The organism is Chryseobacterium suipulveris (genome assembly GCF_022811685.1).
Lineage (GTDB): Bacteria > Bacteroidota > Bacteroidia > Flavobacteriales > Weeksellaceae > Kaistella > Kaistella suipulveris.
The window spans coordinates 227,316-250,521 of sequence record NZ_CP094532.1; the positions used below are offsets into that span (position 1 = coordinate 227,316).

The following is a 23,206-nucleotide window of genomic DNA, read 5'->3' on the forward strand; positions in this document are numbered from 1 at the left end:
ATATTTTGGCAGGAGCAAAAAAGTTTTTATATTTGCAAACGCTAAAAGCAAAGGCAATCTTCCTCTTTAGCTCAGTTGGTTAGAGCATCTGACTGTTAATCAGAGGGTCGCTGGTTCGAGCCCAGCAAGAGGAGCACTGAAAATGAGACACTTACAGAAATGTGAGTGTCTTTTTTTATATTTGTCACGAACATTTCACGAACAAAAGTATTTTATTTTAATGCTATTTTTGTGTAAGAATATTTTAGTACGTTATCTATGACTGACTTCTATATCGCAACATATATTCTAATGGTAACCTTTACAATCCTTGTCCCCTTCTATCTTGCAGGGCGGCTTTGGTTTGCGTTCAGTCCGTTTGCGATAAACTATTACTCCAAGGAAAGGGCAAACTGGTATAACGACTGGAACACCCAGCGGTTTTTAATCGTTTTGAATTTATTTTTGGTTTCATTGTCGCTTTCCTTTTTCTGGGGCGGGAAAATACTGGAAGATATCCATGCCGAGAAGATCGACTTTACCCAAATCCTATTCTATATCATTCTTCAAATTCTTGCCGTAATACTGTTCGAGGTAAAAATGGAACACCCATTTAAGCCAATTCAGGCATTCAAAAAATTCAAGAAAAACAGTTATAGCGAAAGGTTTGAGTTCCGAGAAAAGCAAGACGCGGCAGATAAAATAGAACACCATTCCAATGAGTTAAAAAGAGAATTTTTGAAAGTTGGCACTAAGATTTCAAACGAATTAAATAATCAACAAATCATTTTATCTGAAACCAACGAACTCGCAAAACACAACAATATTATCCTACAGGAATCCGATTTTGCTTTTGAAATAAAAAAGAATCCGAATATGGTCATTGATGACATTTTGCGGGATTATTTTATTTCTAAAGATTCCGAGAGGGTTTTATCGGACTTTTTACTGCGGAAGAAAAACTCTGGAAAGATTCTGTTTACAAAGCCTGCAAGGAACGGCGTGAGCGTAAAGCCTATTTTGGACTTTTTCTCGACCTTTACTAATGTTATGGAAAGTTGTAAATCCGGCACAATAACCCAAGCCGAAACCTGCAAAATTATCAACGCCGTCACCTCGGCAAAAGACAGGCTCGGAAATATCGCAGAAGAGCCAATAAACAGCAGGAACCTCTCAAAATATCTTTCCAACAGCGATGTTCAGGATGATATATAGTCTAAAATCCAAAAAAACATTTTCTCTTTAAAAATCATATTTGTCTGATAACCAGAATTATAAAGGCGACAGTTAGTCGCTTTTAATGGTTTATTGACTAAACCATTATCAAACAAAACCTCCTATTGAACGCACATTTCTTTAGGTTGTTTTATTTTACAAAAAACTTTTTAAGTCGCTTTTAGGCGGCTATTTCTTTGGGAAATATCTTGGCCTCAACAAAATTCAACGAAATGAAAGACCAAGAAAGACTAGCTGCGCTAGAAAGCCAAATGTCCACCTTGGTAAACTCGCAAAAAGAGTTTACCTCCAAGGCGCTACAGATGCTCGCCCTCGGAACCAAGAAGATCTATTCCAAGGAAGAGGCCGCGCTGTTCCTCAACCTGGATCCGGACTATCTCTACCAACTCAAACACCACGGCAAACTGAAGGCCTACAAAAAGAAGGGGCAAAAGAAAATCTACTTTCGCAAAGAAGATCTGGAAGCTTATCTTCTGGGGGATAATGAGGAGGAAATACAAAATGATGACTACGATGCATTCGAGCAGGAAATTCTGGAGCGATGGAAGAAATAACCAACAAGCCGGCTGAGGAGCAAAAAATCCCAGTACTTTACCAAACCGCTTCCGAGACCACTACCATTTTCGATATGGTGATGAAGTATCTGGAAAGCAAGTATGACCTTCGCTTTAACGCCATCGCCCTGGAGATAGAAATATCGCTAAAGGGAAAGGAGGGCTGGACAGAGCTAAACATCAACTCCCTGCTGATAGAACTCGTACAGGCAGGGATGCAAATCACCATGCAGAAGTTGGAGATTCTCGTCCGGAGCCACCTAATAAAGAGATACAACCCGATAGCGGAATACTTTGAAAAACTCACCCGCTGGGACGGCGAAGACCATATTCGGAAGCTGGCGGGATTTGTCCGGACCAACGACAGCGAAGCGTTCCGCTACCATCTCGAGAAGTGGCTGACCCGCGCCGTGCTCTGCGCCCTGAAGAAAGACTATGTCAACAAGCAGTGCCTCGTGCTGGCAAGTTCCAAACAGAACACGGGCAAGACCACCTTCCTGCGGTTCCTCATCCCAGACGGGCTCAGGGATTATTATTCCGAAAATGTCACAGTGGACAAGGACGGCATCATCGCCATCTGCAAAAACTTTATCCTCAATGCCGACGAGCTGGCCGTCCTGTCCAAATCGGATGTCAACACGCTGAAATCCTTCATCTCGATGGGCGGCGCGAAAGTAAGGGTTCCGTATGGGAGAAAGCCGGAGAACATGGATAGGATATGTTCCTTTGTTGCCTCCACCAACAGAACAGATTTCCTTACCGACGAGACAGGAAGCGTAAGGTGGCTGGTTTTCGAAGTTTTAAACATTGATTTCGCCTATGTGGAGGAAATAGAAATAGACAAGGTATGGGCGCAGGCGTACCACAATGCTTTTGAAAGAAAAAATTACCAACCGGAAATGACGCTCTCGGACATAGAGGCCAACGAGCTGAGGAACGAGCAGTTTTCCCAGCTTTCACTGGAGCAGGAAATCGTTTCCGCTCACTTCGAGAAATCGAAGGACATCAAGGACTTTCTTACGGCGACGGACATCGTTGTGGCAATGAACAACGCCCTGAATTTAAGATTGAACAACATCAAGGTCGGAAAGGCGCTCACCAGGCTCAAGTATGAAAGAATCAAGCATCCGAAACTGCAGGTTTACGGCTACTTGATCCGAAGAAAGATTGACTGAAAGAAAGTTTAAATCCTTGACATTCAATTTATCCTACCTACTTACCTAAGTGGACTTACAGAACTCATTTTCAAATTTTTATGAAGGTAATAAAATAGATAAGACTTTACCTAAACTACCATAGTTAAAGAAGGGATCCAATTAACAGGTAACAACAAGGTAAGTCATAAAATAATATAACGAACTGATATTCAATTTTTAGGTAGGCAGGTATGGAAAAACGGTAAAAACATAACTGGATATAAAAAAAATAAACTTTAAAAAACACAAAAAATGAACTGCAAACAAGCGAACGAGAATATCAGCATCAAAGAAGTAATGGAAAGTTTTTCTCTATTCCCAAGCAAAGAACATCCGAAAACAGCCTATTATTATGCTATCAATCGACAAGAACGAACGCCAAGTTTATTAGTGAATTATGTGAAAAATATTGCCTTTGATTTTGGCACTGGAAAACAATACGATGTCGTGTCGATAGTTCAGGAGCTCAAACAATGCACTGTATCCGATGCTCTTGAATATCTTGAAAAGTTTGATTTTTCTTTTCAAAAGCAAAAGGGAAATTTAAACAATCCAAAAGAAGAAACTAAATCTTATCAAATATTAGAAGTAAAAGAAGTGTCACATCCAGCGTTGATTGAATATTTAAAATATAGAAAACTCGAATCTCAAAAATCTGAACTTCAGGAAATTCATTACGAAATGAATGGGAAGAACTATTTCGGATTAGGATTCAAAAACGATTCGGGAGGCTACGAAATCCGCAGCAGTTTTTCCAAAATCTGTCTTGGAAAAAAGGATATCACCACGATAAAAAATAATTCTGCAAACCTCAAGGTTTTCGAGGGCTTTACCGATTACCTCTCCCATAAAATTTTAGAACCGGAAAAGACACCTTCCGACTATCTAATTCTGAACTCTGTCGCCATGGTTCACAAGACATCAGGGCTTTTTGGAAATTATAAATCTGTCGAAATGTACCTGGATAACGACCGCGCCGGCGAACAGTGCAGGGATTCAATTTTGAAAATTTTCCCGAAGGCAAATGACCGATCGAATGAATATTTCCTCCATCAAGATCTGAATGATTTCCTGATATCACAGGAAGAAAAGACACTTGAAAATAAGCTTGAAAAAAATCAAACAGCCATACACGATGCTGAGGGAAACCGGAATATTTACAGGAGAAAAAGATGAAGATTTATACAAGCCGGGCTGCGCAAAATAAGCACAGGTGGAATACTCTAAAAAAGCTGGGTAAAAACTGGCCATGTATTTAGTGCAAAAAGTACCCAATGTTTACAACAAGCGTATGCTTGCCGTAAAAATCGGGCTTTTTGGTTTCCTCCTATCGTCGGAAACGCATGTCTGGAACTACGATTCAAGCCCATAGTTTAAAATTATAAAAAAATTAAACACCACATAAACACAATATGAAAAATGACTTTTTAAAACAGTTTGTAAGACAGATTTCCGAGCAGCAAATTGCAAAGGTTGCCGAAGAAAAAAGAAGGAACCGCTTTCGCGAAATCGGTAGAGAGGGAGGTTTGAAAAAGAAGACGGCGAACCAATTTTCGAAGGTAGTCTCAGTTCGTTTTACCGAAAAGGAGTTTGAGAAAATTCAAAAGGAGGCTGACTTCTACAAACTCAAAATATCAAAATATTTAAGACTGGTTTCAACCGAAAAAGAACTCAAAATAAACGAGTTTCAAACCGACGCGGTTCTGTTGAATTACGGCAACAATTTTATAAGGATATCCAATCTGCTCCGGAACAGAGAATGGAATGAGTTTGAAAACAAGAAAGAGATCCTTGAGGAAATTCAAACCACAACGAGGTTGATCCGGGAATACCTCTACCAACAAATCATCAAGCATGAACAATTCGGCAACGACGAGGAGGATCAGTAAGATCGCGATTGAATACAATGGCAATGACAAAGGCACGGCGGAATGTATTTATTCCAACAACCTGCTTTCAACAATGCCGGAGGAAAGATTTGAAGAGATGAAGATTGTCGCCGAGAGAAATCCCAATGTCAAGAAATGGGCTTTGACGGGTTACATTTCTCCACCAAAGGAAGTCGGCGACAGTCTGACGAACGAAGAGTTGAAGGAACTGGCTTTAAAATCATTGAAGGATGTGGGACTTACGGAAAATAACCAGGTCGTCCTGGATGTCCACAATTCCACGAAGCAGAAACATATCCATTTCATCGTGAACCGCATAGATGTTTATGGTAAATGCACGGTAAAATCTGCCAATATCGGGAAACGCTTTGGTGAATCGGTTCGAAATGTCTGCAAAGAGATGAATCTCAAAACAGATGTGGAAATCGGAAAGGAGAAAAAGCAGCAGATGCTGAAAGTGCTGCAAAACTGTCTGAAGGTCTCAAGAAATTTTGATGACTTGGTCGATTATATGCGGCGATGTGGTTATAAAGTGACGCTCTCGCAGAATGTGAAGGACGGCGTGTCGGGGATGCGGATTGTGAAACTGAGCGATATTAACGACGAAACCCAGAGGCAGTACCATCCCGGTTACAAACTTTCCGAGATTACAAACAAACTGAAAATCAAAGATTTCAAAGAAATTCTAAACCGGAATGCGGAAAACCACCAGTCGGCAATTTTCAGTCAGAGTAATCCACAAACGAACGAAATAAAACATCCGGAAAAATCAGCCCTCAGGGAGATTGAAAATGCCGTGAAGGAACTCCTCAAACCGAGCTACACACCGGCGGCTGACGACGAATTGCTGAGGAAGAGAAAAAGGAGGCGATAGGTCTTTAAAAAAAACATCAAAAAAAAACAAAATGAACAACAACGAATTTAACAACCAAGAGAATACAGAAAATTATTCTTCACAAGATGCAGGCATCGAACTTTTGCACCGGGTCATAGAAAGCAATAAGGCAGTAGAAATTTCGGGGAAGGCGATTTTCCACATATACTGCGATATCAAGGAGGATGTGAAGAAAATCCAGGCACTGGCACATGAAGAAAATCTTAAACGGCAGGCATTGCTTAAATCCATCCCAAACAATATTGTGGCGGAATTATCTCCGGACGGTATAAAGCATCTGGAAAAATTCCATCAGAAATCAGATACAGTTAAAAATTGGTTTTTCGGAATCGTAGCTCTATTGCTGGTTGCATTTTTTATTATAACAGCAACTGTTTATCTCGGAAAAAACTGGTACCGCGAAAGCATCCGCACCAAGACCGAGGTTCGAGAGGAAATCCTGGAGGAGATCAAGGATGAAAACAAGGCGATTTATGAAACAGAGCAAGTAAAACAGCTGGAGCACAATACCGCACTAATGAAAAAATGGATGAAGAAAAATCCAAAGGACGCAGAAAAGTTTTTGAAGTTTAAGGAGGGGTATGAGAGTAGGTAGACTAAAAATTATTTGTCCATTCTAAAATAATTCCCTATCTTTGTGCTGTTTACTTACAATGGTCGGAAATTTTAAAATACTGTTGCTTTCCCTTACACTCGCGTTATTTCTGGCGCCAGGGATTTCCTTAGCTTGCAGCAAAAAGGATAAGCAGGTTTTTAAATCAGAGGCGCATGCTGAGATTTTCATCAAACAGTCATTCGCGAAATTTCACCCGTCTTGCGACAGCGGCGATTGCAAAGATGAGTGCTGTCACCCCAAATCACACAATTGCCAAACGGAAGGATGCTCAGGAAACTGTAGCGGAAACCTTTGCAGTTCTGCTCAATACACTGTTTTAGCGGATAGTAAATTTTTAGAGGATTCTAAAAACGAAGCGTCCGGTTACGATGACAAAAATTCTAATTTCTTTTATCAGAATCCCCATTACTCCGGTGGATTCCATACCATTTGGGAACCGCCCAAAATAGGTTAAGATCTTCTTTTACAGCCCGAATTGTGTCTGGTCGTGAAGTGTTTATGACACTTTAGCCCGTTCTTTTTTAGCGGCGCTGTAAATACATTTGAACTTCAAACGCTCCTTTAAGCTCTTTCAAAATAGACTTTCCTTTTTTAGTAAAGGATAATTTGAGGAACCGGATGTTCAAAAGCACTTTCTCAAACAAGGAGGCTCAAAATTAACCTTTAACGATAATTTAATGAAGAATATTCTTTTAGGAATACTGGCTTTTGTAGCAGTGTTCCTCGTTTCCTGCACCAATTCAAAAGCAGAAACTACCCAAATTACCAATGCACAGTTCAAGACCGGCGACATTGTTCCAAACGATCAGGTATGTATGGTAAACAACGCCTATATGGGCAAAAAACAACTCGAAGTCAAACATGACGGCAAAACCTACTATGGTTGCTGTGAAAACTGCAAACTGAGAATCCCGCAGGAAGAAAATGCGCGCATGGCGTACGATCCGATATCTCATCAACTCATCGATAAAGCAACCGCAATTATTGCGATTTCCGATAAAAATGACAATGTCGTGTACTTTGAAAACAAGGCGAACTACGAAGCCTTTTTTAATAAATAAAAATAATCTTTAAACTTATAAAATAATGAAAACACTAGTATTCAGCCTTTTGGCAATCGGCACACTTGCACTCACTTCCTGCAAAGAGAATAAAGAACAGAAAAGCACCACTGAAACTTCCATGAAGCACGATATGAGCACGATGTCGGACAGTTCAGCGATGGACAGTATGGCAATGGATGCTAAGGTAACCGTGACCGCCGCCAAAAAAACTACCGCTGACCTTACGGAGCTTTATTCTCATTACACCCACCTTACTTTCGCGTTGTCCGGTGATGATGATAAAGAAGCGGTGATTGCGGCCAAAGGGATCCTCGCTTCTTTTCCCAAAATAGACAAAAACGGTTTTTCTGCTGAACAGAAAAAAGAATTTGCTGATCTCGAATCAAGCATCAGTGGACACGCCGAGCACATTGCAGATAACGCCGGAAAGATTGATCATCAGCGCGAACATCTGGATTTAATGAGTGCAGATTTTTACGACCTGCTGAAAGATTTCGGAACTCCAAAACCGGTGTACAAAGTATTTTGTCCAATGTATAACGATAACAAAGGCGCTTTTTGGCTTAGCGATTCACGTGAGGTGAAGAATCCTTATTACGGCAAAGAAATGCTTTCATGTGGCGAGGTTCAGGAAGAAATTAAGTAAAACCGTACAGAACCATGATTCAAAATTTAATCAAACTGTCCCTCCGCAACAGGTATTTCGTGTTGCTGATAGCAATCGGCCTTTTTATCTGGGGTATTTTTGCGGTAAGGGACAATCCCATCGATGCCATTCCGGATCTGAGCGAGAACCAGGTCATCGTTTTTACGGAGTGGATGGGCAGAAGTCCCCAGATTATTGAAGATCAGGTGACTTTCCCGCTGGTCAGCAACCTTCAGGGAATTCCGAAAATTAAGAACATCCGCGCCTCTTCCATGTTTGGGATGAGCTTCGTGTATGTTATTTTCGAAGATAACGTGGATATTTACTGGGCCAGAACCCGGGTAATGGAACGGCTTAACTATGCCCAGCGTTTACTCCCGCAAGACGTTACGCCTACTCTCGGACCGGATGGCACCGGTGTAGGTCACGTCTTCTGGTATCATTTCGATGCACCCAAAATGGATTTGGGAGACCAGCGTGCCCTTCAGGACTGGTATGTAAAGTTTGCGCTTCAGACGGTTCCCGGCGTGGCGGAAGTAGCCTCCTTTGGCGGCTTCGAAAAACAGTACCAACTCATTGTAGATCCTGTAAAACTGCAGTACTATAACGTCTCTCTGATGGATGTCATGAACAAAGTCAAAGCCAACAATAATGATGTGGGCGGACGTAAATTTGAGATGGCTGATATGGCATACATCATTCGCGGACTGGGGTACATAAAGAACGTAGCCGATATCGAGGAAATTGCTTTGGGAAATTACAACGGTATTCCTGTGCGTGTGAAAGATATTGGCTCTGTACAGATGGGTGGTGATCTCCGCCTGGGTATTTTCGACGCGGATGGGGAAGGAGAAGTGGTAGGCGGTATCGTGGTGGCGCGGTATGGCGAAAATGCGGATAAGGTCATCAACGATGTGAAAGAGAAAATGAAGGACGTGGAAAAAGGTCTCCCCGAAGGCGTTACCTTCAAAACATCTTACGACCGCAGTACGCTGATTGAAGGGGCAATAGACAATATCAAAACCAAGCTGATCGAAGAGATCATCGTGGTCGCTATCATTGTGATTCTGTTCCTGTTCCACTGGCGAAGTGCATTCAGTATCATTATTCAGATTCCGGTCACCATTGCCATCAGCTTTATTCTGCTCAATGCGTTCGGACTTTCATCAAATATTATGTCGCTTACCGGAATTGCACTGGCAATTGGGGTGATTGTAGATAACGGAATTATCATGTCTGAAAATGCGTATAAAAATCTCTCCGATTGGCAGAACCATCAACAAAATAAAAACCCATAACAATGAAAACCAACTGGTTTAAAAATATATTCAGAAAGAAAGATAAGGAGAAAGACAGTTACGTTAAAATTCCCGAAGATATTCGGATGAAGATTATCGAAAAATCATCCTTACAGGTATCCAGAGGGGTCTTTTTCTCTACGGTGATTATCGTGGTTTCCTTTCTCCCCGTATTTATGTTGACAGGTCAGGAAGGTAAACTTTTTCACCCGTTGGCGTACACCAAAACTTTTATCCTGATCGTTGATGCGATCTTGGTACTTACCCTTGCGCCGGTACTTATCTCCTTTTTTATGAAGGGAAAGTTTAAAGACGATAAGAAAAACCCAATAAATCGGGGCTTGGAACGGGTTTACGAACCCATCATTCGCTGGTGCATGGAATGGAAAAAAACAACGCTTGGCATTAATATTCTTGCCCTTCTTATCAGCATCCCTTTAATTATGAACCTCGGCCGTGAGTTTATGCCGCCCTTAGATGAAGGCTCACTACTCTTTATGCCGGTCACTTTGCCTGATATTTCGAACTCTGAAGCCAAAAGATTACTTCAGGTGCAGGATAAAATCATTAAAGGAGTTCCGGAAGTGGATCATGTCCTCGGAAAAGCCGGAAGAGCAAACACGGCGACAGATAATTCACCCATTTCAATGATTGAAACCATCATTCTGTTGAAACCTCAGGACGAATGGCGCGACGGCCTTACAAAAGACGATCTTATTAATGAATTGAATGCCAAACTGCAGATTCCCGGCGTAACCAATGGCTGGACCATGCCGATTTCCAACCGGATCAATATGCTTTCAACAGGGATTAGAACGGATGTGGGCGTAAAAGTGTACGGACAGAACCTGGACAGTATCGCGGTCCTTTCCGAAAAAATAAAAAAGGAACTCACCGGTATTGAAGGAATAAAAGACATGTACGTAGAACCCATTACCGGCGGAAAATATGTGGATATTGAAGTGAAACGCGAAGAAATAGGAAGATACGGCCTAAGTGTGGATGATGTAAATGCCGTCGTGGAAAGTGCGCTCGGCGGAATGAAACTCACCACCACAGTGGAAGGCCGACAGCGCTTTTCGGTAAATGCCAGATACGGCCAGGATTTCAGAAATAATTTGGAATCTCTGAGAAGATTGCCCATGCAGACGATGGAATTTGGTTCCATTCCGCTAAGTGCAGTGGCTGACATTCGTCTTACAGAAGGACCACCAATGATCAATTCTGAAAATGCAATGTTGCGTGGAACTGTTCTATTCAACGTACGCGACCGGGATTTAGGCAGTACCGTAAAAGAAGCCCAGGCAAAACTCAATAACATGGTGAACAAAATGCCAAAAGGTTATTTCGTGGAATGGAGCGGTCAGTACGAAAACCTGATTCGGGGCGAGCAGACTTTAAAAATGATTATGCCCCTAGTATTAATAGTGATTTTCCTTTCGATGTATTTTGCGTTCAATTCTTACCGCGAAGCTTTCTTTAATCTCATCAGTATTCCTTTTGCCCTAATCGGGGGTGTCTTTATGATTTCGATTTGGGGGGTGAACCTTTCCGTAGCCGTAGCAGTTGGTTTTATTGCGTTGTTCGGACTTGCGGTAGAAACGGGAATTGTGATGGTTATTTACCTGAACGATGCCATGATTCAGCTTACTACGAAGAATGGCAACTCACGGGAGACCATTACCAATGAAGAACTTCGGGAGTACGTCATCAATGGAGCAGCGAAAAGATTAAGACCTAAAATTATGACCGTGTGTGTTACCCTTTTCGGACTCGTTCCCATCCTGTGGAGTCACGGCGTTGGAAGTGATATGATGAAACCAATCGTATTGCCGATGGTGGGTGGCGTTTTTACTTCCGCAATTCACATCCTGTTGGTAACCCCCATTATCTTTTATATGCAGAAGGAATGGGAACTGAACAAGTTGGGTAAAATTGACGTGCTCGACGCTTCCCATTAATCCTTAAATGATTACAAAATGAAAAAATTAATAATAACAGGAGCACTGGCCTTGCTTTACACCAATATTGATGCTCAGCGGATGCCGTTGCCCGCTGTAATCGACAGTATCGCAGCCAACCATCCTGTGGTTAAAATGTATAATGCGGAAGTCCGGTCAATGGACGCTGCGGCCAAAGGCGCAAGAAGCTGGATGCCCCCAACCGTTGGAGCCGGTTTCTTCATGACGCCCTATAATGCAAAACTCTGGCAGCGCGACGGCGATATGCTAGGCATGGGCTCGGTAGCAGTTTCGGTGGAACAGATGTTTCCGAACAGAAAGAAACTCGACGCCAACGAAAATCTCATGAAGGCAATGTCTTCCGTAGAAAAGGAAAAGCTCTTTGCCGCCCTCAATGAAAACTTTCAGGATGCAAAAAAACTGTATTACAGTTCCATTGTCCTGGATAAAAAGCTGAAGGTCGTTAAGGAAAACGAAAAGATGCTGGATTTCATGATCAGAAACGCCGAGATCCGGTACAAAAACGGACTCGGTAAAATATCGGCCTATTACAAAGCAAAAGCTGCCCTCGGAAGCTCCAAAAACATGCAGCTCATGTACGAGAATGACCTCCGCGTCAACCGGATCCGGTTGAATGCCCTCATGGGAAGAGACCCGCTCGCGCCACTGGAGATTGAACCGGAATACAACCTGAATGATTATTCTCTCGAGACTTTTGGTCAGGATCTATTTTATCAGAACAGAAGTGATCTCCGCGGCATCGACCGGGAAATCAATATTGCCAAACTCAAACAGGATCTGGAAAAGCAGAATCTAAAGCCGGAATTTGGCGTAAAGTTCGAAAACATGTTTGGTTTTGGTGGCCAGCCCATGCAGTTTTCTCTGATGCTGATGGCAAAACTGCCTTTCGTATCCTGGGCTTCAGGCATGAATAAAGCCAATATTGAAAGCCTGAAACTGAAAGAAGAAGCCTTGCAGGCACAGAAAGAAATGATGGTGAACGAATACAGTGGAATGGCCTATGGAATGCGCAATGAACTCGAACTGAACAAAAATCAGCTTAAACTCTATGAAGACACCATTATTCCGGCCTTAAAAAACAACTACAAATCCATGCAGTTGGGCTATGAGCAGAATACGGAAGAACTCTTCATGTTATATGACGCATGGGAACAGCTGAATATGGCCCAACTGGAATATTTCGAGATCCTTACCAAAGCACTGCAGACGCAAACTGAAATTGACCGCTTAATAGAAAGAAGATGAGAAAATTGATAATATTCACTATGTTTTTGTTTGGTTTAACGGCGTGTGACAAACTGAAGTTCTGGGAAGATAAGCACTCGGCAGAAGCTGCAATGCATACTTATACCTGTCCGATGCATCCGGAAGTAATCTCAGACAAACCAGGCAAATGCCCCAAATGCGGGATGGATTTGGTGCTGAAAGATGCCCCTGAAAAAAAGGAAGAAGGGATTAAACTCGACGATCTGCTGAAACCAACCAATGAATTTGTAGTGTCGGAACAGCCCGTAATAAAAGTAAAAAGAGAAAACATACCCACCACGGTTGATGCTTTAGGGACGGTAGAATACGATACTCGACAGATTGGCAGTATTTCCTCGCGCGTTGCGGGCCGTATCGAGAAACTCTATGTGCGGTATAAATACCAGAAAGTGTCGAAAGGGCAGCGTATTTTAGATATATACAGCCCGGAACTTTTAACCGCACAGCAAAACCTGCTCTTCGTTATTAAAAATGACCGCTCAAACAAAACAATGATCGATGCTTCACGCCAGAAACTCCTTCTTTTGGGAATGCCGGCTTCACAGATACAGAAAGTCATCCAGCGAGGGAAACCTGATCTCACAGTTCCGGTTTTCAGCAATTACAGCGGACACATTCAGCAGGCAGGATCGGCCGGAAGCATGGGGTCATCACCACAATCTGCACCCGCAATGGCTTCAAATACGGCAGCCACCGCTGAACTACCCCTAAAAGAGGGAATGTATCTCCAGAAAGGACAGAATATTTTCAGTGTCTACAATCCCAACAGAACCTGGGCCCTGATCAATATTTTTTCTGAAGATATTGGCCTGGTCAGCAAAGGACAGTCTGTCATGGTCATTCCTGAATCCAATCCGGACAGCCGCTTCAAAGGAACCATCGGTTTTATTGAACCGTTTTTCAGGCAGGGCAGCAAAACTGTAACTGCGCGCGTCTATTTTGATAATTCCACCGCAAAAATTCCTGTCGGAAGTCAGGTTAAAGCGGAGATTATGAGCCACAACAGAATGGCAGATTGGCTGCCGAAATCAGCGGTGGTTTCTTTGGGGATTGATAAAATTGCGTTCAAAAAAGTTGAAGGCGGTTTTATTGCCCACAAGGTTGTTACCGGCGCGGTGGTAGGCGATAAAATTCAGATCGTCAGTGGTTTGCTTCCTGAAGATGGAGTTGCCGAAAATGCACAGTACCTGATGGACAGCGAAAGTTTCATAAAAATTAACAGATAAAAATTGATAAGATGAAATTTAATATTTTAATGCTGGCCTTGCTGGTTTTTCTTTACTCCTGTAAAAAGGAGGAAGATCCGCATGCCGGCCACGATATCTACTACACCTGTTCCATGCACCCGCAGGTAGTCTCCGATAAACCCGGAAAATGCCCCATTTGTCACATGGATTTGGTGCCTGTGGAGAAGAAAAAGAATGCGGATCCTAACGAAATTGTTTTGAATGACGAGCAGGTTAAACTTGGGAATATCAAAACAGTCGCGCTATCTGATGGGTCTATGGCCGACAAACTTACCCTGACTGGAACACTCAATTTTAATCAGTACCAAATGCAGGCAGTAAGTTCCAGAGTAATGGGCAGAGTTGAACGGTTGTATTATAAAAACATTGGCGATTTTGTTCCGAAGGGGGCGCCGTTGGTCGATATTTACAGTGAAGAACTCAATAATGCAAAGCAGGAATATTTGCTGGCATTAGAAAGACGCAAACTGTTTGTCGGCAATACTTCCATTGATTTTGATCAGTTGCTCCAAAGTTCCCGCAACAAGCTTTATTTATGGGGAATGTCCGAAAGCCAGATCAAACAGTTGGAAAGATCAGGAAAAGCCACGCCAACCACTACCGTGTTCAGCAATGCAGCCGGGTACATCACCGATCTGAGCATTGCTGAAGGTGATTATCTTGCGGAAGGCGGCACCATCGTGAATCTGGCAGACCTTTCATCGCTGTGGGCGGAGGCGCAGGTTTATTCCTCTCAAATGGCTCTCCTTCAGAAAGACAGCAAGGTCACCGTATATATTCCCGATCTGGATAATTTGAAGATTGATGGGAAGATTGATTTTACAAACCCTGAAATAAGCGCCTCCAGCAGGATAAATCTGGTTCGCATTTCCGTGCCCAACAAAGGAAACATGCTGAAACCCGGCATGCCGGTATATGTTCTTGTGGAAAACAAATCACGTGATGGACTTTCAATGCCTGTAGATGCGGTGATCAGGGATGGGAAATCCTCCACCGTCTGGGTGAAAACAGCGAAGAACACTTTCGTAAACAGAATGGTGGAAACGGGTCTCGAATATGAAGACAGAATAGAAATCACATCAGGAATTAAGGCGGGAGACGAAGTAGTGGTCTCCGGGGCCTACCTTCTGAACAGCGAATATATATTTAAGAAAGGGGCAGATCCCATGGCGGGTCACGATATGAGCACAATGTAATATGAGAAAATTGAATATGATAGGCTGGCTGGCGGTGCTAGTGGTGGCTATTGTTTTAGTCATTCAGGTCATACCGGTGGAGCGTAATGTCTCCACCGTTCCGCCAGGTCAAAGTTTTGAAAAAACCGAAAAGGTGCCCGCCAACGTGGCTGCAATCCTTAAAGTTTCCTGCTATGACTGTCATTCAAATAATACCCGTTATCCTTGGTATTCGGAATTACAGCCGGGCGCGTGGTTCATGGCCCGGCATATTAAAAAAGGCAAAGAAGAACTCAATTTGGATGAGTTCAATGACTATTCAAAAAGACGGAAGAAAGCGAAAATAAAAAGCATCATCAGTCAGATTGAGAAAGAGGAAATGCCTTTAAAATCCTATCTTTTACTTCATCCTGATGCAGGTTTAACACCAAATAAGAAAAAAGTCCTTTTGCAGTTTTTTCAGTCAGAACTTGAACTTTAAAACATGAAATGAAAATCGTCAAAAATGAAAATAAAATCTTAAAAGAACAATATGAAAACAGACAGAAAATTAATCGGAGCAGGACTTTTGACAGCAGTTACCGCTTCATTGTGTTGTATTACACCAGTATTGGTTTTAATAGCAGGAACAAGCGGAATTGCTGCAACTTTTTCCTGGCTCGAACCTTTACGGCCTTATTTAATCGCGTTAACAGTTTTCGTTCTTGGTTTTGCCTGGTATCTTAAACTAAAACCCAAAAAACAATTAGACTGTAGCTGCGAGAAAGATGAAAAAATACCATTCACGCAGTCGAAAATGTTTTTAGGGATTGTTACCCTATTTGCAGTCGTTATGCTTGCCTTCCCCTACTATTCAGCTGTTTTCTATCCAAAAACAGAAAAGCAAATTATAATAGTAGATCAATCTAATATCCGTAAAATAGAATTTACAATTAGTGGTATGACCTGCGCAAGCTGTGGGGAGCACGTCAATAGCGAAGTGAATAAACTGACGGGAATTATAAGTTCAGACGCTTCGTACGAAAACAAAAATGCAGTTGTGAAATTTGATGATTCAAAAACAAACATTGATGTAATCCAAAACGCCATAAACGCTACCGGATATGTAGTAACTGACAAAAAAGAATATCAATTGGAAACCATTGGTCCTGAAAAACCATAATAAATTATTAAACAGATGAATACAGTCAAATTACAGTCAATAATCACCTGCCCCAATTGCGGACACAGGAAGGAGGAAACAATGCCTACAGATTCTTGCCAGTATTTCTACGAATGCGAAAAATGTAAGACCGTTTTAACACCAAAACAGGGCGATTGCTGTGTGTATTGCAGTTACGGAACAGTGCCTTGTCCCCCAGTTCAGCAGGACAAGAAATGTTGCTAAAAGTCCTTACATTTAACTAAATAACAAAAACCATTTTAATGGACAAATCAACGCACAGCCACAAAGTTTCTCCGGACCATAGTGCCTCGGGGAAAACTCATTCTACACAGAATATGGATTCAAAAAAAGAAAGTGAACAAATGGATCACAGCGGGGCATACAAAAAGTTGTTTTGGATGCTTCTCATTTCCTTCGTATCCATGTTTATATTAATGTATGCGATGGTTGATCGGTTATCCAATGTGATTCCCAATATCAATCAGTTTTATATGGCCGGACTAATGGCTTCTCCTATGTTGATCATCGAACTGCTGTTAATGGCAAAGATGTATCCCAATAAAAAACTCAACAAGGTACTGATGGGTGTCGGTGTGTTGGCGATGGTGCTGTTTTGGTCTGGCATTCGGCAGCAGACAGCCGTGGGAGATGTCCAGTTCCTAAAGTCCATGATTCCACACCATGCAGGGGCTATTCTTATGGTCGAAGAAAGTAATCTGGTCGATCCGGAAGTGAGAAAGTTGGGCGAGGAAATTATCAAAGCACAGGAGGAGGAAATTGCCGTCATGAGGGCGAAAATTAAGGAACTTCAAACCCGGAAGTAATCTCAAATAGCAGAATTTAACGCAAAAAAATGAATTATGAAAAAATACACCTGTCCCATGCATCCCCAGATATTGAAGGACGAACCGGGGAAATGTCCACTTTGCGGAATGAACTTAATTCCCTTGGGAGGAACCGCCCGACCTGAAAAAGACGAACACAGCCATCATCATCAGAATCATGATCATCACTCAGAATCTGATAGTTCAGCGGCGGGATTTGACAAACATGCAGGTCATCATACTCCGGATTTCCTGAAGAGATTCTGGATCTCTTTGGCACTTACCGTTCCGGTCCTTCTGCTTTCTCATATGATTCAGCAGTGGCTTGGTTTCACAATTGCTTTTAACGGTGATAAATATGTACTTCTGGTTTTGGGAAGTATTATTTATTTCTACGGTGGAATGCCTTTTTTCAAAGGGTTTTTGGGCGAAGTGAAAGCCGGAGCTATTGGGATGATGACGCTCGTTGCTTTGGCGATTACCGTAGCTTATGTCTATTCCGTTGCAGTCGTATTCGGGCTGCCGGGCATGGATTTCTTCTGGGAACTTGCCACCTTAATTGTGATCATGCTTCTTGGGCACTGGCTCGAGATGCGTTCGCAGATGGCTGCTTCAAAAGCGTTGCAATCTCTAGTTGCCTTACTACCAAATGACGTAACCGTCGAGCAGAACGGAAGTCCGGTTAAAATAAAACTGGAACAGCTGAAAAACGGAGATACCGTAATCATAAGACCGGGCGAAAAAGTCGCCGCTGACGGTCTGATTGTCGAGGGCAGTTCCTATTTAAATGAAAGCATGCTGACCGGAGAAAGTGTTCCTGTAAGAAAAGAGTCCGGTGGAAAGGTTATCGCAGGGTCTATCAATGGAGACGGGGCTTTAAAGATAAAAGCAACAGGGGTTGGAAAGGATTCGTACCTCAATAAGGTCATTAATTTGGTTCAGGATGCGCAGGCAGCAAAGTCGAACACTCAGAATCTGGCGGATAAAGTAGCCAAATGGCTTACTATAGTAGCAATTGTGGTGGGAGTAGGAACTTTCGCTTACTGGTACATCACCATGGGAGATTTGGCTTTTGCTCTGGAACGGATGGTAACGGTAATGGTAACGGCCTGCCCTCATGCTTTAGGAGTGGCAATCCCTCTGGTGGTGGCCATTTCCACTACACTTTCAGCGACAAATGGTTTACTCATCAGAAACCGCACGGCTTTTGAAACCACCAGAAAATTATCGACCATTATTTTCGATAAAACCGGCACCCTTACGAAAGGTTCCCACACTGTGCAGAAAATCATTCCTCTAACGGAACACTATTCGGAAAACGATTTACTCCAGTATGCAGCAGCAGTGCAGCAGAACTCCGAACATCATATTGCAAAAGGAATCATGCAGACCCTTTCTGAGAGAAAACTGGAGCTATGGAAGTCAGACAGTTTCCGCTACATGCAGGGAATTGGAGTGACAGGAATCGTAAACGGTAAATCGGTTGTCGCGGCTGGTCCTAATTATTTTGTTCAAAACAATAAACAGGTACCTGCCATTCCGGAAGAAATCAACCAGGATGCAGAAACAGTGAACTTTATTTTGATTGATGACGTGCCCGTGGGTATTGTTTCTTTAGCAGATACCATTCGCGAAGGCGCAAAAGAAGCTATTGACCAACTTCGAAGCATGAACATTAAATCATTCCTGCTTACAGGTGATAACGAAAAGGTAGCGGCGGCGGTGTCAAAGCAGTTAGGAATGGACGGATATTTGGCAAATGTACTTCCGCACCACAAACAGGAAAAAGTAAAAGAATTTCAGGATAAAGGGGAAATCGTTGCGATGACAGGTGACGGCGTAAATGATGCACCGGCTTTGGCAGCAGCAGATGTAGGCATTGCAGTTGGCAGCGGAACTGATGTTGCTGCCGAAACCGCAGATATTATTCTGGTCAACAGTGACCCTCGAGACGTGGTGAAAATGATAGATTTTGGAAAGAAAACCTACAGCAAGATGATCCAGAATCTCGTATGGGCAGTGGGCTACAACGTCGTGGCTATTCCACTTGCTGCGGGTGTTCTGTATCCTACATATGTCCTGAGTCCCGCCATGGGCGCAGTGCTGATGAGTGTAAGCACCATCGTGGTCGCACTTAATGCAAGTCTCCTTAAAATAGATCAGAAGTAACGTCCAAATCTAACAAAAGTCACACTTCTATTTATACATTAAAGGCGCAGCGATGCGTCTTTTTACATTTTGTACTTAAACCTCCCCGCTCTGCCGTAGCAAATAACATAATGCCTTCCTAGCAACATGCAAAGCCTTTATGGGCTACACCTTCCAATCGCTCATTAGGTCAAAATAAATACAAAAACCAAAAGTGATCTCTAAATCTCCCTACATACTCGCTCTTCAAAGTCTCTTATGTCTGAGTATATTAATAAACTCAACACGGTATCCAAAATATAGTTTATATAAAATATTTCAGATATATTAAAATTTATATCCGTTAAAATTCTAATTTACTGTTTTTGGGAATAGAAGGTAGCTTTTTATTTCTATTGTCAAGTTGGATTTATTTAATTCTACAACTCGCAGAACTATAATTAAAAAAATCAATTTCTAAATACTTAAAAAAGCAATATCTATCATAATTAATGTAATTAGAGTCTTAATCATAATATCTAATAATTTCTATAACTAATTATTAATATTGGAACTTTTTTTAAACTTATCATTATAGATAGAAATAGATTTTTTAAGTTAAACTGTATCATTAACCAATCCTATATAAAATAAGCATATCCATTACAATTACTAAAAAATAATATCTATCTTATTCATAAAATTCCTTCTTTCTGATTAAGTATTTTTTTTAAATTATTCATATCTTCACTTACTTTTTTATCCAATATTTTAGCATAATGTTGAGTAGTTTTAATGCTTTTATGACCAAGCATTTTACTTACGCTCTCCATTGAGACATTATTAGATAAAGTAACAGTAGTAGCAAATGTGTGTCTTGCACAATGAAAAGTAAGTTTTTTATTGATATTACAATTATCAGCTATTGTTTTTAAATATTCATTTACTTTTTGGTTTGAATAGACTGGAAGCAATTTTCCAGAATTGGAAACTAATGGATGATTTTCATACTTTTTAATAATTTCTTCTGCTATTGGTAACAAGGGAATATTTGAATTTATTCCTGTTTTTTGACGATTTGTTATTATCCAAAGGTTTCCATCAACACCTATAGTAATTTGTTCTTTTGTAAGGTTAAAAATATCTATGTAAGCTAATCCTGTGTAACAACTGAAAATAAAAATATCTCTAACTATATTTAACCCACTACCAATAAAATCTTTATTTTTAATTGTTTTTATTTCTTCCTCCGTAAGAAAATTAACATTTACTTCATGGAATTTACCTTTGTAAAAAATTACCAAATCTTTTTCAATCCAATTATTCTGATAACACAATTTTAATATTTTACTTAAATTTTTGGTGTATTTTACTGCTGAATTATTATTGATATTGGGTTTGGTTCGCAAGAAAAAATCAAAATCGTTTAGAAATGATGGTTCCAGTTTCTGAATATCAATGTCGGATTTTTTATGAAACTTCCACAAAAATTCTTTCAAATGAGCCAAACAAGTTTTAAAATTCTTAAGTGTAGCTGGTGCGTATTCCTTACCTAAAAGTTTTTCTATTTTGGAGTTGTGTTCTTCAAAAATTGGAATGAGGTATCTTTCAGTAGTATTTGCACCTGTTAATAGGTTTTTAATATCTATTGCATCAAAACTTTCCCTTGATAGCGCTAATTTGTTTTCCAAAACTAGAACATTAGATTTCAAGATGTCTAAATACTTATTTATAGCTCTCGCTTCTTCAGAATTACCTTTTAAACGATTTTGAGCGGAACTCCATTTGGAAATCTCTACATCTTTTCCTTAGGAATATGTATATCTTTCCAAACACCGATTGATAGGCAATTTTTTGGAAAGGGAGATTTTCAAGGTAACCGATTATTCCACCATGTGAAATACAACAATTTTTGCTTAAATCTTAGATTGTAAATTTATGAATATATTTTGAATTAAATACACTTAAAATTAATGTCTTTATCTCATTTTATGTTCCAATTTTCTATGGTGGGTAGTTCCGTTTTTTAAAACCACTTTTTCAAAAAAACAATTTTTCAAAATCACCTTTCAAAATAGAAAAACGAGTTCCGAGTTTTTTCAAATCCTTTCCGACAGGAAGGCAAGAATTCTTTGAAACCCAATTTGAAAAATTGTGGGCACAAAGACACATCTTGCCAAAATAAAATTCAATATTTTCCAGACATCTAAAACAATATAAAAATCATATATAGTTCAGATTACAAACATTATTAAAAATTAAAAAATTTTAAAATTCAAAAAAGAATTGTTATACCTAAGTTATTTTTATACAATAAATAAAATAAACTATATCAATTTTAATAACACCTAAAAATACGCTGTTACTTTTTTACTCAGGCTTAGAAATGACTTGCTAAATTTTTGTATTGTATTGAAGTTATTTTTCACATTTTTCTTACTTACAAACTTATTCTAAATTTCTTAATTGATACTTTAGATATTTTGTCTTCACTTTTTATCTTTGACTCAAATCTAGAACATGCAAATGTCAAAATGTTATTCTCGTTACCACACCAACGTAAAACTCTGCTATTCTCTTGGAATTGAAAAGCAAATCTTTCCCAAAGAATTTTTACAAGAAATCCCTAAAACGACTTCGCAATATTGGAAAAAGAAAAATAATCTTGAATATTATGGTTCTCAGTACGAAGAAATTGCCCAATGTACTACCGAAGAACTGAAGTTAATTGCCGATAACAGAGCCAAACAAATGAGAAAAACATTTGTTTCTTTTTTGAAGGTCTATTTTATGATAATAGAATTAATAGATGAAAATAAATTCAAGCAGATTATTAAAAGCAATTATAGACAATTAGTTCCTTTGATAGAAAATCTGATTTCTGTTACACAAAGCAAAAATTTGATTTTAAAGTTTTTAAAAATATCACCGTTTCAGTTTGGGCAATGGCAAAAAATGAGAAGATATGAATGCAAAGAATCTCTTATTTGGGTTTGCTATAAAAGAGAGAGCAGACAAATTAGTTGGACGGAAATTATTACAATGAAAAGATTACTTAAGGACAATAAGTTTCTTCATTGGAGCAGTGGTTCTGTTTGGGGAAAAGCCGTAAAAGATGGGAAAATATCTATGTCTATACAATCTTGGTATCATTACGCTAAACTTTTAGGATTAGGACAAAACAGAAAGAAATTTTATAAAAAGAGAAAAAGAATTTCTGTAAGAGCAGAAAAGCCGAATGAAATTTGGCATATGGATGTTACAAGATTTAAAACATCTGATGGAAACTGGGCTTACATTTATACTTTAATGGATAATTTTTCTCGCAGAATATTATCTTGGAATGTGAACCATACCTTATCTGGTAAAATAAGTTTAAAAAGTGCCATTGTAGAACAATTTGGAAATAAAAACATGGAAACGGATAACATAGATTTAATTGTAGATGGTGGAACTGAAAATAACAATATCAATATTCATGAGTTTATTAAAAATTGTAAAGTTGGGATTTATAAAAAAGTGGCTTTGAAAGATGTAAGTTTTTCTAACAGCATGATTGAAGGCAATAATAGGATATTGAAACAAACCTATCTTAAAGATAAAACATTGAATTTTGAAGAATTAGAAAATTATTTAGACCATGCAATTGATGAATATAACAATATAAAACCACATTACTTTCATAAAATATATACCCCAACTGAAATCTATAACCAACCCGAACTAAAAAACACCAAACTCTATTTTGAAAAATTAAACAAAGAAAGAATTGTCCATAACAAAAATTATTCTTGCGGGAAAGTATGCCCATAAAGTAGAATTGCCAAGAATTAAATAAAGTTTTAAGATATATTCTAAATAAAGTTTTATTAAAACATACAATTTTTATTCTTAAAAAACTAAATTTAAAAGAAATGCTACATTTGTAGTAAAAGAAAACGTGGTACGAAAATTCGTACCACTTATTTTAGAAATTATAATATTATACAACCCTTATTAATACTACATTTTATGAAATTTAGAAAACGTAGAGTGAAATTTTCAACT

The 23,206-nt window shown here is 39.9% G+C and carries 22 protein-coding genes and 1 tRNA gene; 22 read left to right on the plus strand and 1 reads right to left on the minus strand.

Annotated elements, in window-relative coordinates:
• The first annotated feature begins 60 nt into the window (after positions 1 to 60).
• The 21 genes from MTP09_RS01205 to MTP09_RS01300 all read left to right on the plus strand — a co-directional run bounded on the left by MTP09_RS01205 (position 61) and on the right by MTP09_RS01300 (position 19,201).
• Positions 61 to 134 (plus strand) — tRNA-Asn (locus tag MTP09_RS01205).
• A gap of 124 nt (positions 135 to 258) precedes the next feature.
• Positions 259 to 1,194, plus strand: a complete 936-nt coding sequence (locus MTP09_RS01210) for a hypothetical protein (RefSeq protein WP_243549896.1) — start codon at positions 259 to 261, stop codon at positions 1,192 to 1,194.
• Positions 1,195 to 1,466: 272 nt separating this feature from the next.
• Positions 1,467 to 1,769, plus strand: coding sequence for a helix-turn-helix domain-containing protein (locus tag MTP09_RS01215; protein ID WP_243549898.1), 303 nt, complete (start codon positions 1,467 to 1,469; stop codon positions 1,767 to 1,769).
• Positions 1,757 to 2,944: a virulence-associated E family protein gene (locus MTP09_RS01220; RefSeq protein WP_243549899.1), complete on the plus strand. Its 1,188-nt coding sequence runs from the start codon at positions 1,757 to 1,759 to the stop codon at positions 2,942 to 2,944. Before MTP09_RS01215 ends, MTP09_RS01220 begins: the two co-directional genes overlap by 13 nt.
• 273 nt (positions 2,945 to 3,217) lie before the next feature.
• Entirely contained in the window at positions 3,218 to 4,141 is a 924-nt protein-coding gene (locus MTP09_RS01225; RefSeq protein WP_243549901.1) for a toprim domain-containing protein, read from the plus strand.
• Between the two features lie 236 nt (positions 4,142 to 4,377).
• Entirely contained in the window at positions 4,378 to 4,854 is a 477-nt protein-coding gene (locus MTP09_RS01230; protein ID WP_228438098.1) for a plasmid mobilization protein, read from the plus strand.
• Positions 4,820 to 5,728 (plus strand): relaxase/mobilization nuclease domain-containing protein, encoded by a 909-nt coding sequence (locus MTP09_RS01235; RefSeq protein ID WP_243549903.1) that lies wholly within the window; start codon positions 4,820 to 4,822, stop codon positions 5,726 to 5,728. Before MTP09_RS01230 ends, MTP09_RS01235 begins: the two co-directional genes overlap by 35 nt.
• A 31-nt stretch (positions 5,729 to 5,759) precedes the next feature.
• The gene (locus MTP09_RS01240) at positions 5,760 to 6,344 is read left to right on the plus strand and encodes a hypothetical protein (protein WP_243549904.1); all 585 of its coding nucleotides are present in this window, start codon (positions 5,760 to 5,762) and stop codon (positions 6,342 to 6,344) included.
• 173 nt (positions 6,345 to 6,517) lie between these two features.
• Complete coding sequence (locus MTP09_RS01245; protein WP_179209397.1) at positions 6,518 to 6,685, plus strand: hypothetical protein; 168 nt, start codon at positions 6,518 to 6,520, stop codon at positions 6,683 to 6,685.
• Positions 6,686 to 7,042: 357 nt separating this feature from the next.
• On the plus strand, positions 7,043 to 7,426 hold the full coding sequence (locus tag MTP09_RS01250; protein WP_243549906.1) for a hypothetical protein: 384 nt from the start codon (positions 7,043 to 7,045) through the stop codon (positions 7,424 to 7,426).
• Between the two features lie 25 nt (positions 7,427 to 7,451).
• A complete protein-coding gene (locus MTP09_RS01255; RefSeq protein WP_243549907.1) occupies positions 7,452 to 8,075 on the plus strand; it encodes a DUF3347 domain-containing protein in 624 nt (207 codons plus the stop codon).
• Between the two features lie 14 nt (positions 8,076 to 8,089).
• Positions 8,090 to 9,373, plus strand: a complete 1,284-nt coding sequence (locus MTP09_RS14380) for an efflux RND transporter permease subunit (RefSeq protein ID WP_089819482.1) — start codon at positions 8,090 to 8,092, stop codon at positions 9,371 to 9,373.
• A gap of 2 nt (positions 9,374 to 9,375) precedes the next feature.
• Positions 9,376 to 11,334 carry an efflux RND transporter permease subunit gene (locus MTP09_RS14385; protein ID WP_088470047.1) on the plus strand — a complete coding sequence of 653 codons (1,959 nt, stop codon included), beginning with the start codon at positions 9,376 to 9,378 and terminating at the stop codon, positions 11,332 to 11,334.
• An 18-nt stretch (positions 11,335 to 11,352) separates the two neighbouring features.
• Positions 11,353 to 12,600: a TolC family protein gene (locus MTP09_RS01265; RefSeq protein WP_243549909.1), complete on the plus strand. Its 1,248-nt coding sequence runs from the start codon at positions 11,353 to 11,355 to the stop codon at positions 12,598 to 12,600.
• Complete coding sequence (locus MTP09_RS01270; protein ID WP_243549912.1) at positions 12,597 to 13,847, plus strand: efflux RND transporter periplasmic adaptor subunit; 1,251 nt, start codon at positions 12,597 to 12,599, stop codon at positions 13,845 to 13,847. Before MTP09_RS01265 ends, MTP09_RS01270 begins: the two co-directional genes overlap by 4 nt.
• A gap of 29 nt (positions 13,848 to 13,876) precedes the next feature.
• Positions 13,877 to 15,064 (plus strand): efflux RND transporter periplasmic adaptor subunit, encoded by a 1,188-nt coding sequence (locus MTP09_RS01275; RefSeq protein WP_243549913.1) that lies wholly within the window; start codon positions 13,877 to 13,879, stop codon positions 15,062 to 15,064.
• Between the two features lies 1 nt (position 15,065).
• Positions 15,066 to 15,524 (plus strand): heme-binding domain-containing protein, encoded by a 459-nt coding sequence (locus tag MTP09_RS01280; RefSeq protein WP_243549915.1) that lies wholly within the window; start codon positions 15,066 to 15,068, stop codon positions 15,522 to 15,524.
• Between the two features lie 51 nt (positions 15,525 to 15,575).
• Positions 15,576 to 16,205 carry a mercuric transport protein MerTP gene (merTP, locus tag MTP09_RS01285; RefSeq protein ID WP_243549917.1) on the plus strand — a complete coding sequence of 210 codons (630 nt, stop codon included), beginning with the start codon at positions 15,576 to 15,578 and terminating at the stop codon, positions 16,203 to 16,205.
• A 15-nt stretch (positions 16,206 to 16,220) separates the two neighbouring features.
• Positions 16,221 to 16,430 carry a GDCCVxC domain-containing (seleno)protein gene (locus MTP09_RS01290; protein WP_115172502.1) on the plus strand — a complete coding sequence of 70 codons (210 nt, stop codon included), beginning with the start codon at positions 16,221 to 16,223 and terminating at the stop codon, positions 16,428 to 16,430.
• 38 nt (positions 16,431 to 16,468) lie between these two features.
• Positions 16,469 to 17,032, plus strand: coding sequence for a DUF305 domain-containing protein (locus tag MTP09_RS01295; RefSeq protein ID WP_228438156.1), 564 nt, complete (start codon positions 16,469 to 16,471; stop codon positions 17,030 to 17,032).
• A gap of 36 nt (positions 17,033 to 17,068) precedes the next feature.
• Complete coding sequence (locus MTP09_RS01300; protein WP_243549919.1) at positions 17,069 to 19,201, plus strand: heavy metal translocating P-type ATPase; 2,133 nt, start codon at positions 17,069 to 17,071, stop codon at positions 19,199 to 19,201.
• Between the two features lie 653 nt (positions 19,202 to 19,854).
• Here MTP09_RS01300 and MTP09_RS01305 read toward each other — a convergent pair.
• On the minus strand, positions 19,855 to 20,850 hold the full coding sequence (locus MTP09_RS01305) for a site-specific integrase (protein WP_243549921.1): 996 nt from the start codon (positions 20,848 to 20,850) through the stop codon (positions 19,855 to 19,857).
• An 835-nt stretch (positions 20,851 to 21,685) separates the two neighbouring features.
• Between MTP09_RS01305 and MTP09_RS01310 the strand changes: the two genes are divergently transcribed.
• Positions 21,686 to 22,972, plus strand: coding sequence for a DDE-type integrase/transposase/recombinase (locus tag MTP09_RS01310; protein WP_243549922.1), 1,287 nt, complete (start codon positions 21,686 to 21,688; stop codon positions 22,970 to 22,972).
• The last annotated feature ends 234 nt before the right edge of the window (positions 22,973 to 23,206 follow it).

Excerpts from the sequence above, each read along its gene's own strand:
- MTP09_RS01210 (WP_243549896.1), top strand. The coding sequence starts at position 259 with ATGACTGACTTCTATATCGCAACATATATTCTAATGGTAACCTTTACA.
- MTP09_RS01215 (WP_243549898.1), top strand. The coding sequence starts at position 1,467 with ATGTCCACCTTGGTAAACTCGCAAAAAGAGTTTACCTCCAAGGCGCTA.
- MTP09_RS01220 (WP_243549899.1), top strand. The coding sequence starts at position 1,757 with ATGGAAGAAATAACCAACAAGCCGGCTGAGGAGCAAAAAATCCCAGTA.
- MTP09_RS01225 (WP_243549901.1), top strand. The coding sequence starts at position 3,218 with ATGAACTGCAAACAAGCGAACGAGAATATCAGCATCAAAGAAGTAATG.
- MTP09_RS01230 (WP_228438098.1), top strand. The coding sequence starts at position 4,378 with ATGAAAAATGACTTTTTAAAACAGTTTGTAAGACAGATTTCCGAGCAG.
- MTP09_RS01235 (WP_243549903.1), top strand. The coding sequence starts at position 4,820 with ATGAACAATTCGGCAACGACGAGGAGGATCAGTAAGATCGCGATTGAA.
- MTP09_RS01240 (WP_243549904.1), top strand. The coding sequence starts at position 5,760 with ATGAACAACAACGAATTTAACAACCAAGAGAATACAGAAAATTATTCT.
- MTP09_RS01245 (WP_179209397.1), top strand. The coding sequence starts at position 6,518 with ATGCTGAGATTTTCATCAAACAGTCATTCGCGAAATTTCACCCGTCTT.
- MTP09_RS01250 (WP_243549906.1), top strand. The coding sequence starts at position 7,043 with ATGAAGAATATTCTTTTAGGAATACTGGCTTTTGTAGCAGTGTTCCTC.
- MTP09_RS01255 (WP_243549907.1), top strand. The coding sequence starts at position 7,452 with ATGAAAACACTAGTATTCAGCCTTTTGGCAATCGGCACACTTGCACTC.
- MTP09_RS14380 (WP_089819482.1), top strand. The coding sequence starts at position 8,090 with ATGATTCAAAATTTAATCAAACTGTCCCTCCGCAACAGGTATTTCGTG.
- MTP09_RS14385 (WP_088470047.1), top strand. The coding sequence starts at position 9,376 with ATGAAAACCAACTGGTTTAAAAATATATTCAGAAAGAAAGATAAGGAG.
- MTP09_RS01265 (WP_243549909.1), top strand. The coding sequence starts at position 11,353 with ATGAAAAAATTAATAATAACAGGAGCACTGGCCTTGCTTTACACCAAT.
- MTP09_RS01270 (WP_243549912.1), top strand. The coding sequence starts at position 12,597 with ATGAGAAAATTGATAATATTCACTATGTTTTTGTTTGGTTTAACGGCG.
- MTP09_RS01275 (WP_243549913.1), top strand. The coding sequence starts at position 13,877 with ATGCTGGCCTTGCTGGTTTTTCTTTACTCCTGTAAAAAGGAGGAAGAT.
- MTP09_RS01280 (WP_243549915.1), top strand. The coding sequence starts at position 15,066 with ATGAGAAAATTGAATATGATAGGCTGGCTGGCGGTGCTAGTGGTGGCT.
- merTP (WP_243549917.1), top strand. The coding sequence starts at position 15,576 with ATGAAAACAGACAGAAAATTAATCGGAGCAGGACTTTTGACAGCAGTT.
- MTP09_RS01290 (WP_115172502.1), top strand. The coding sequence starts at position 16,221 with ATGAATACAGTCAAATTACAGTCAATAATCACCTGCCCCAATTGCGGA.
- MTP09_RS01295 (WP_228438156.1), top strand. The coding sequence starts at position 16,469 with ATGGACAAATCAACGCACAGCCACAAAGTTTCTCCGGACCATAGTGCC.
- MTP09_RS01300 (WP_243549919.1), top strand. The coding sequence starts at position 17,069 with ATGAAAAAATACACCTGTCCCATGCATCCCCAGATATTGAAGGACGAA.
- MTP09_RS01310 (WP_243549922.1), top strand. The coding sequence starts at position 21,686 with ATGTCAAAATGTTATTCTCGTTACCACACCAACGTAAAACTCTGCTAT.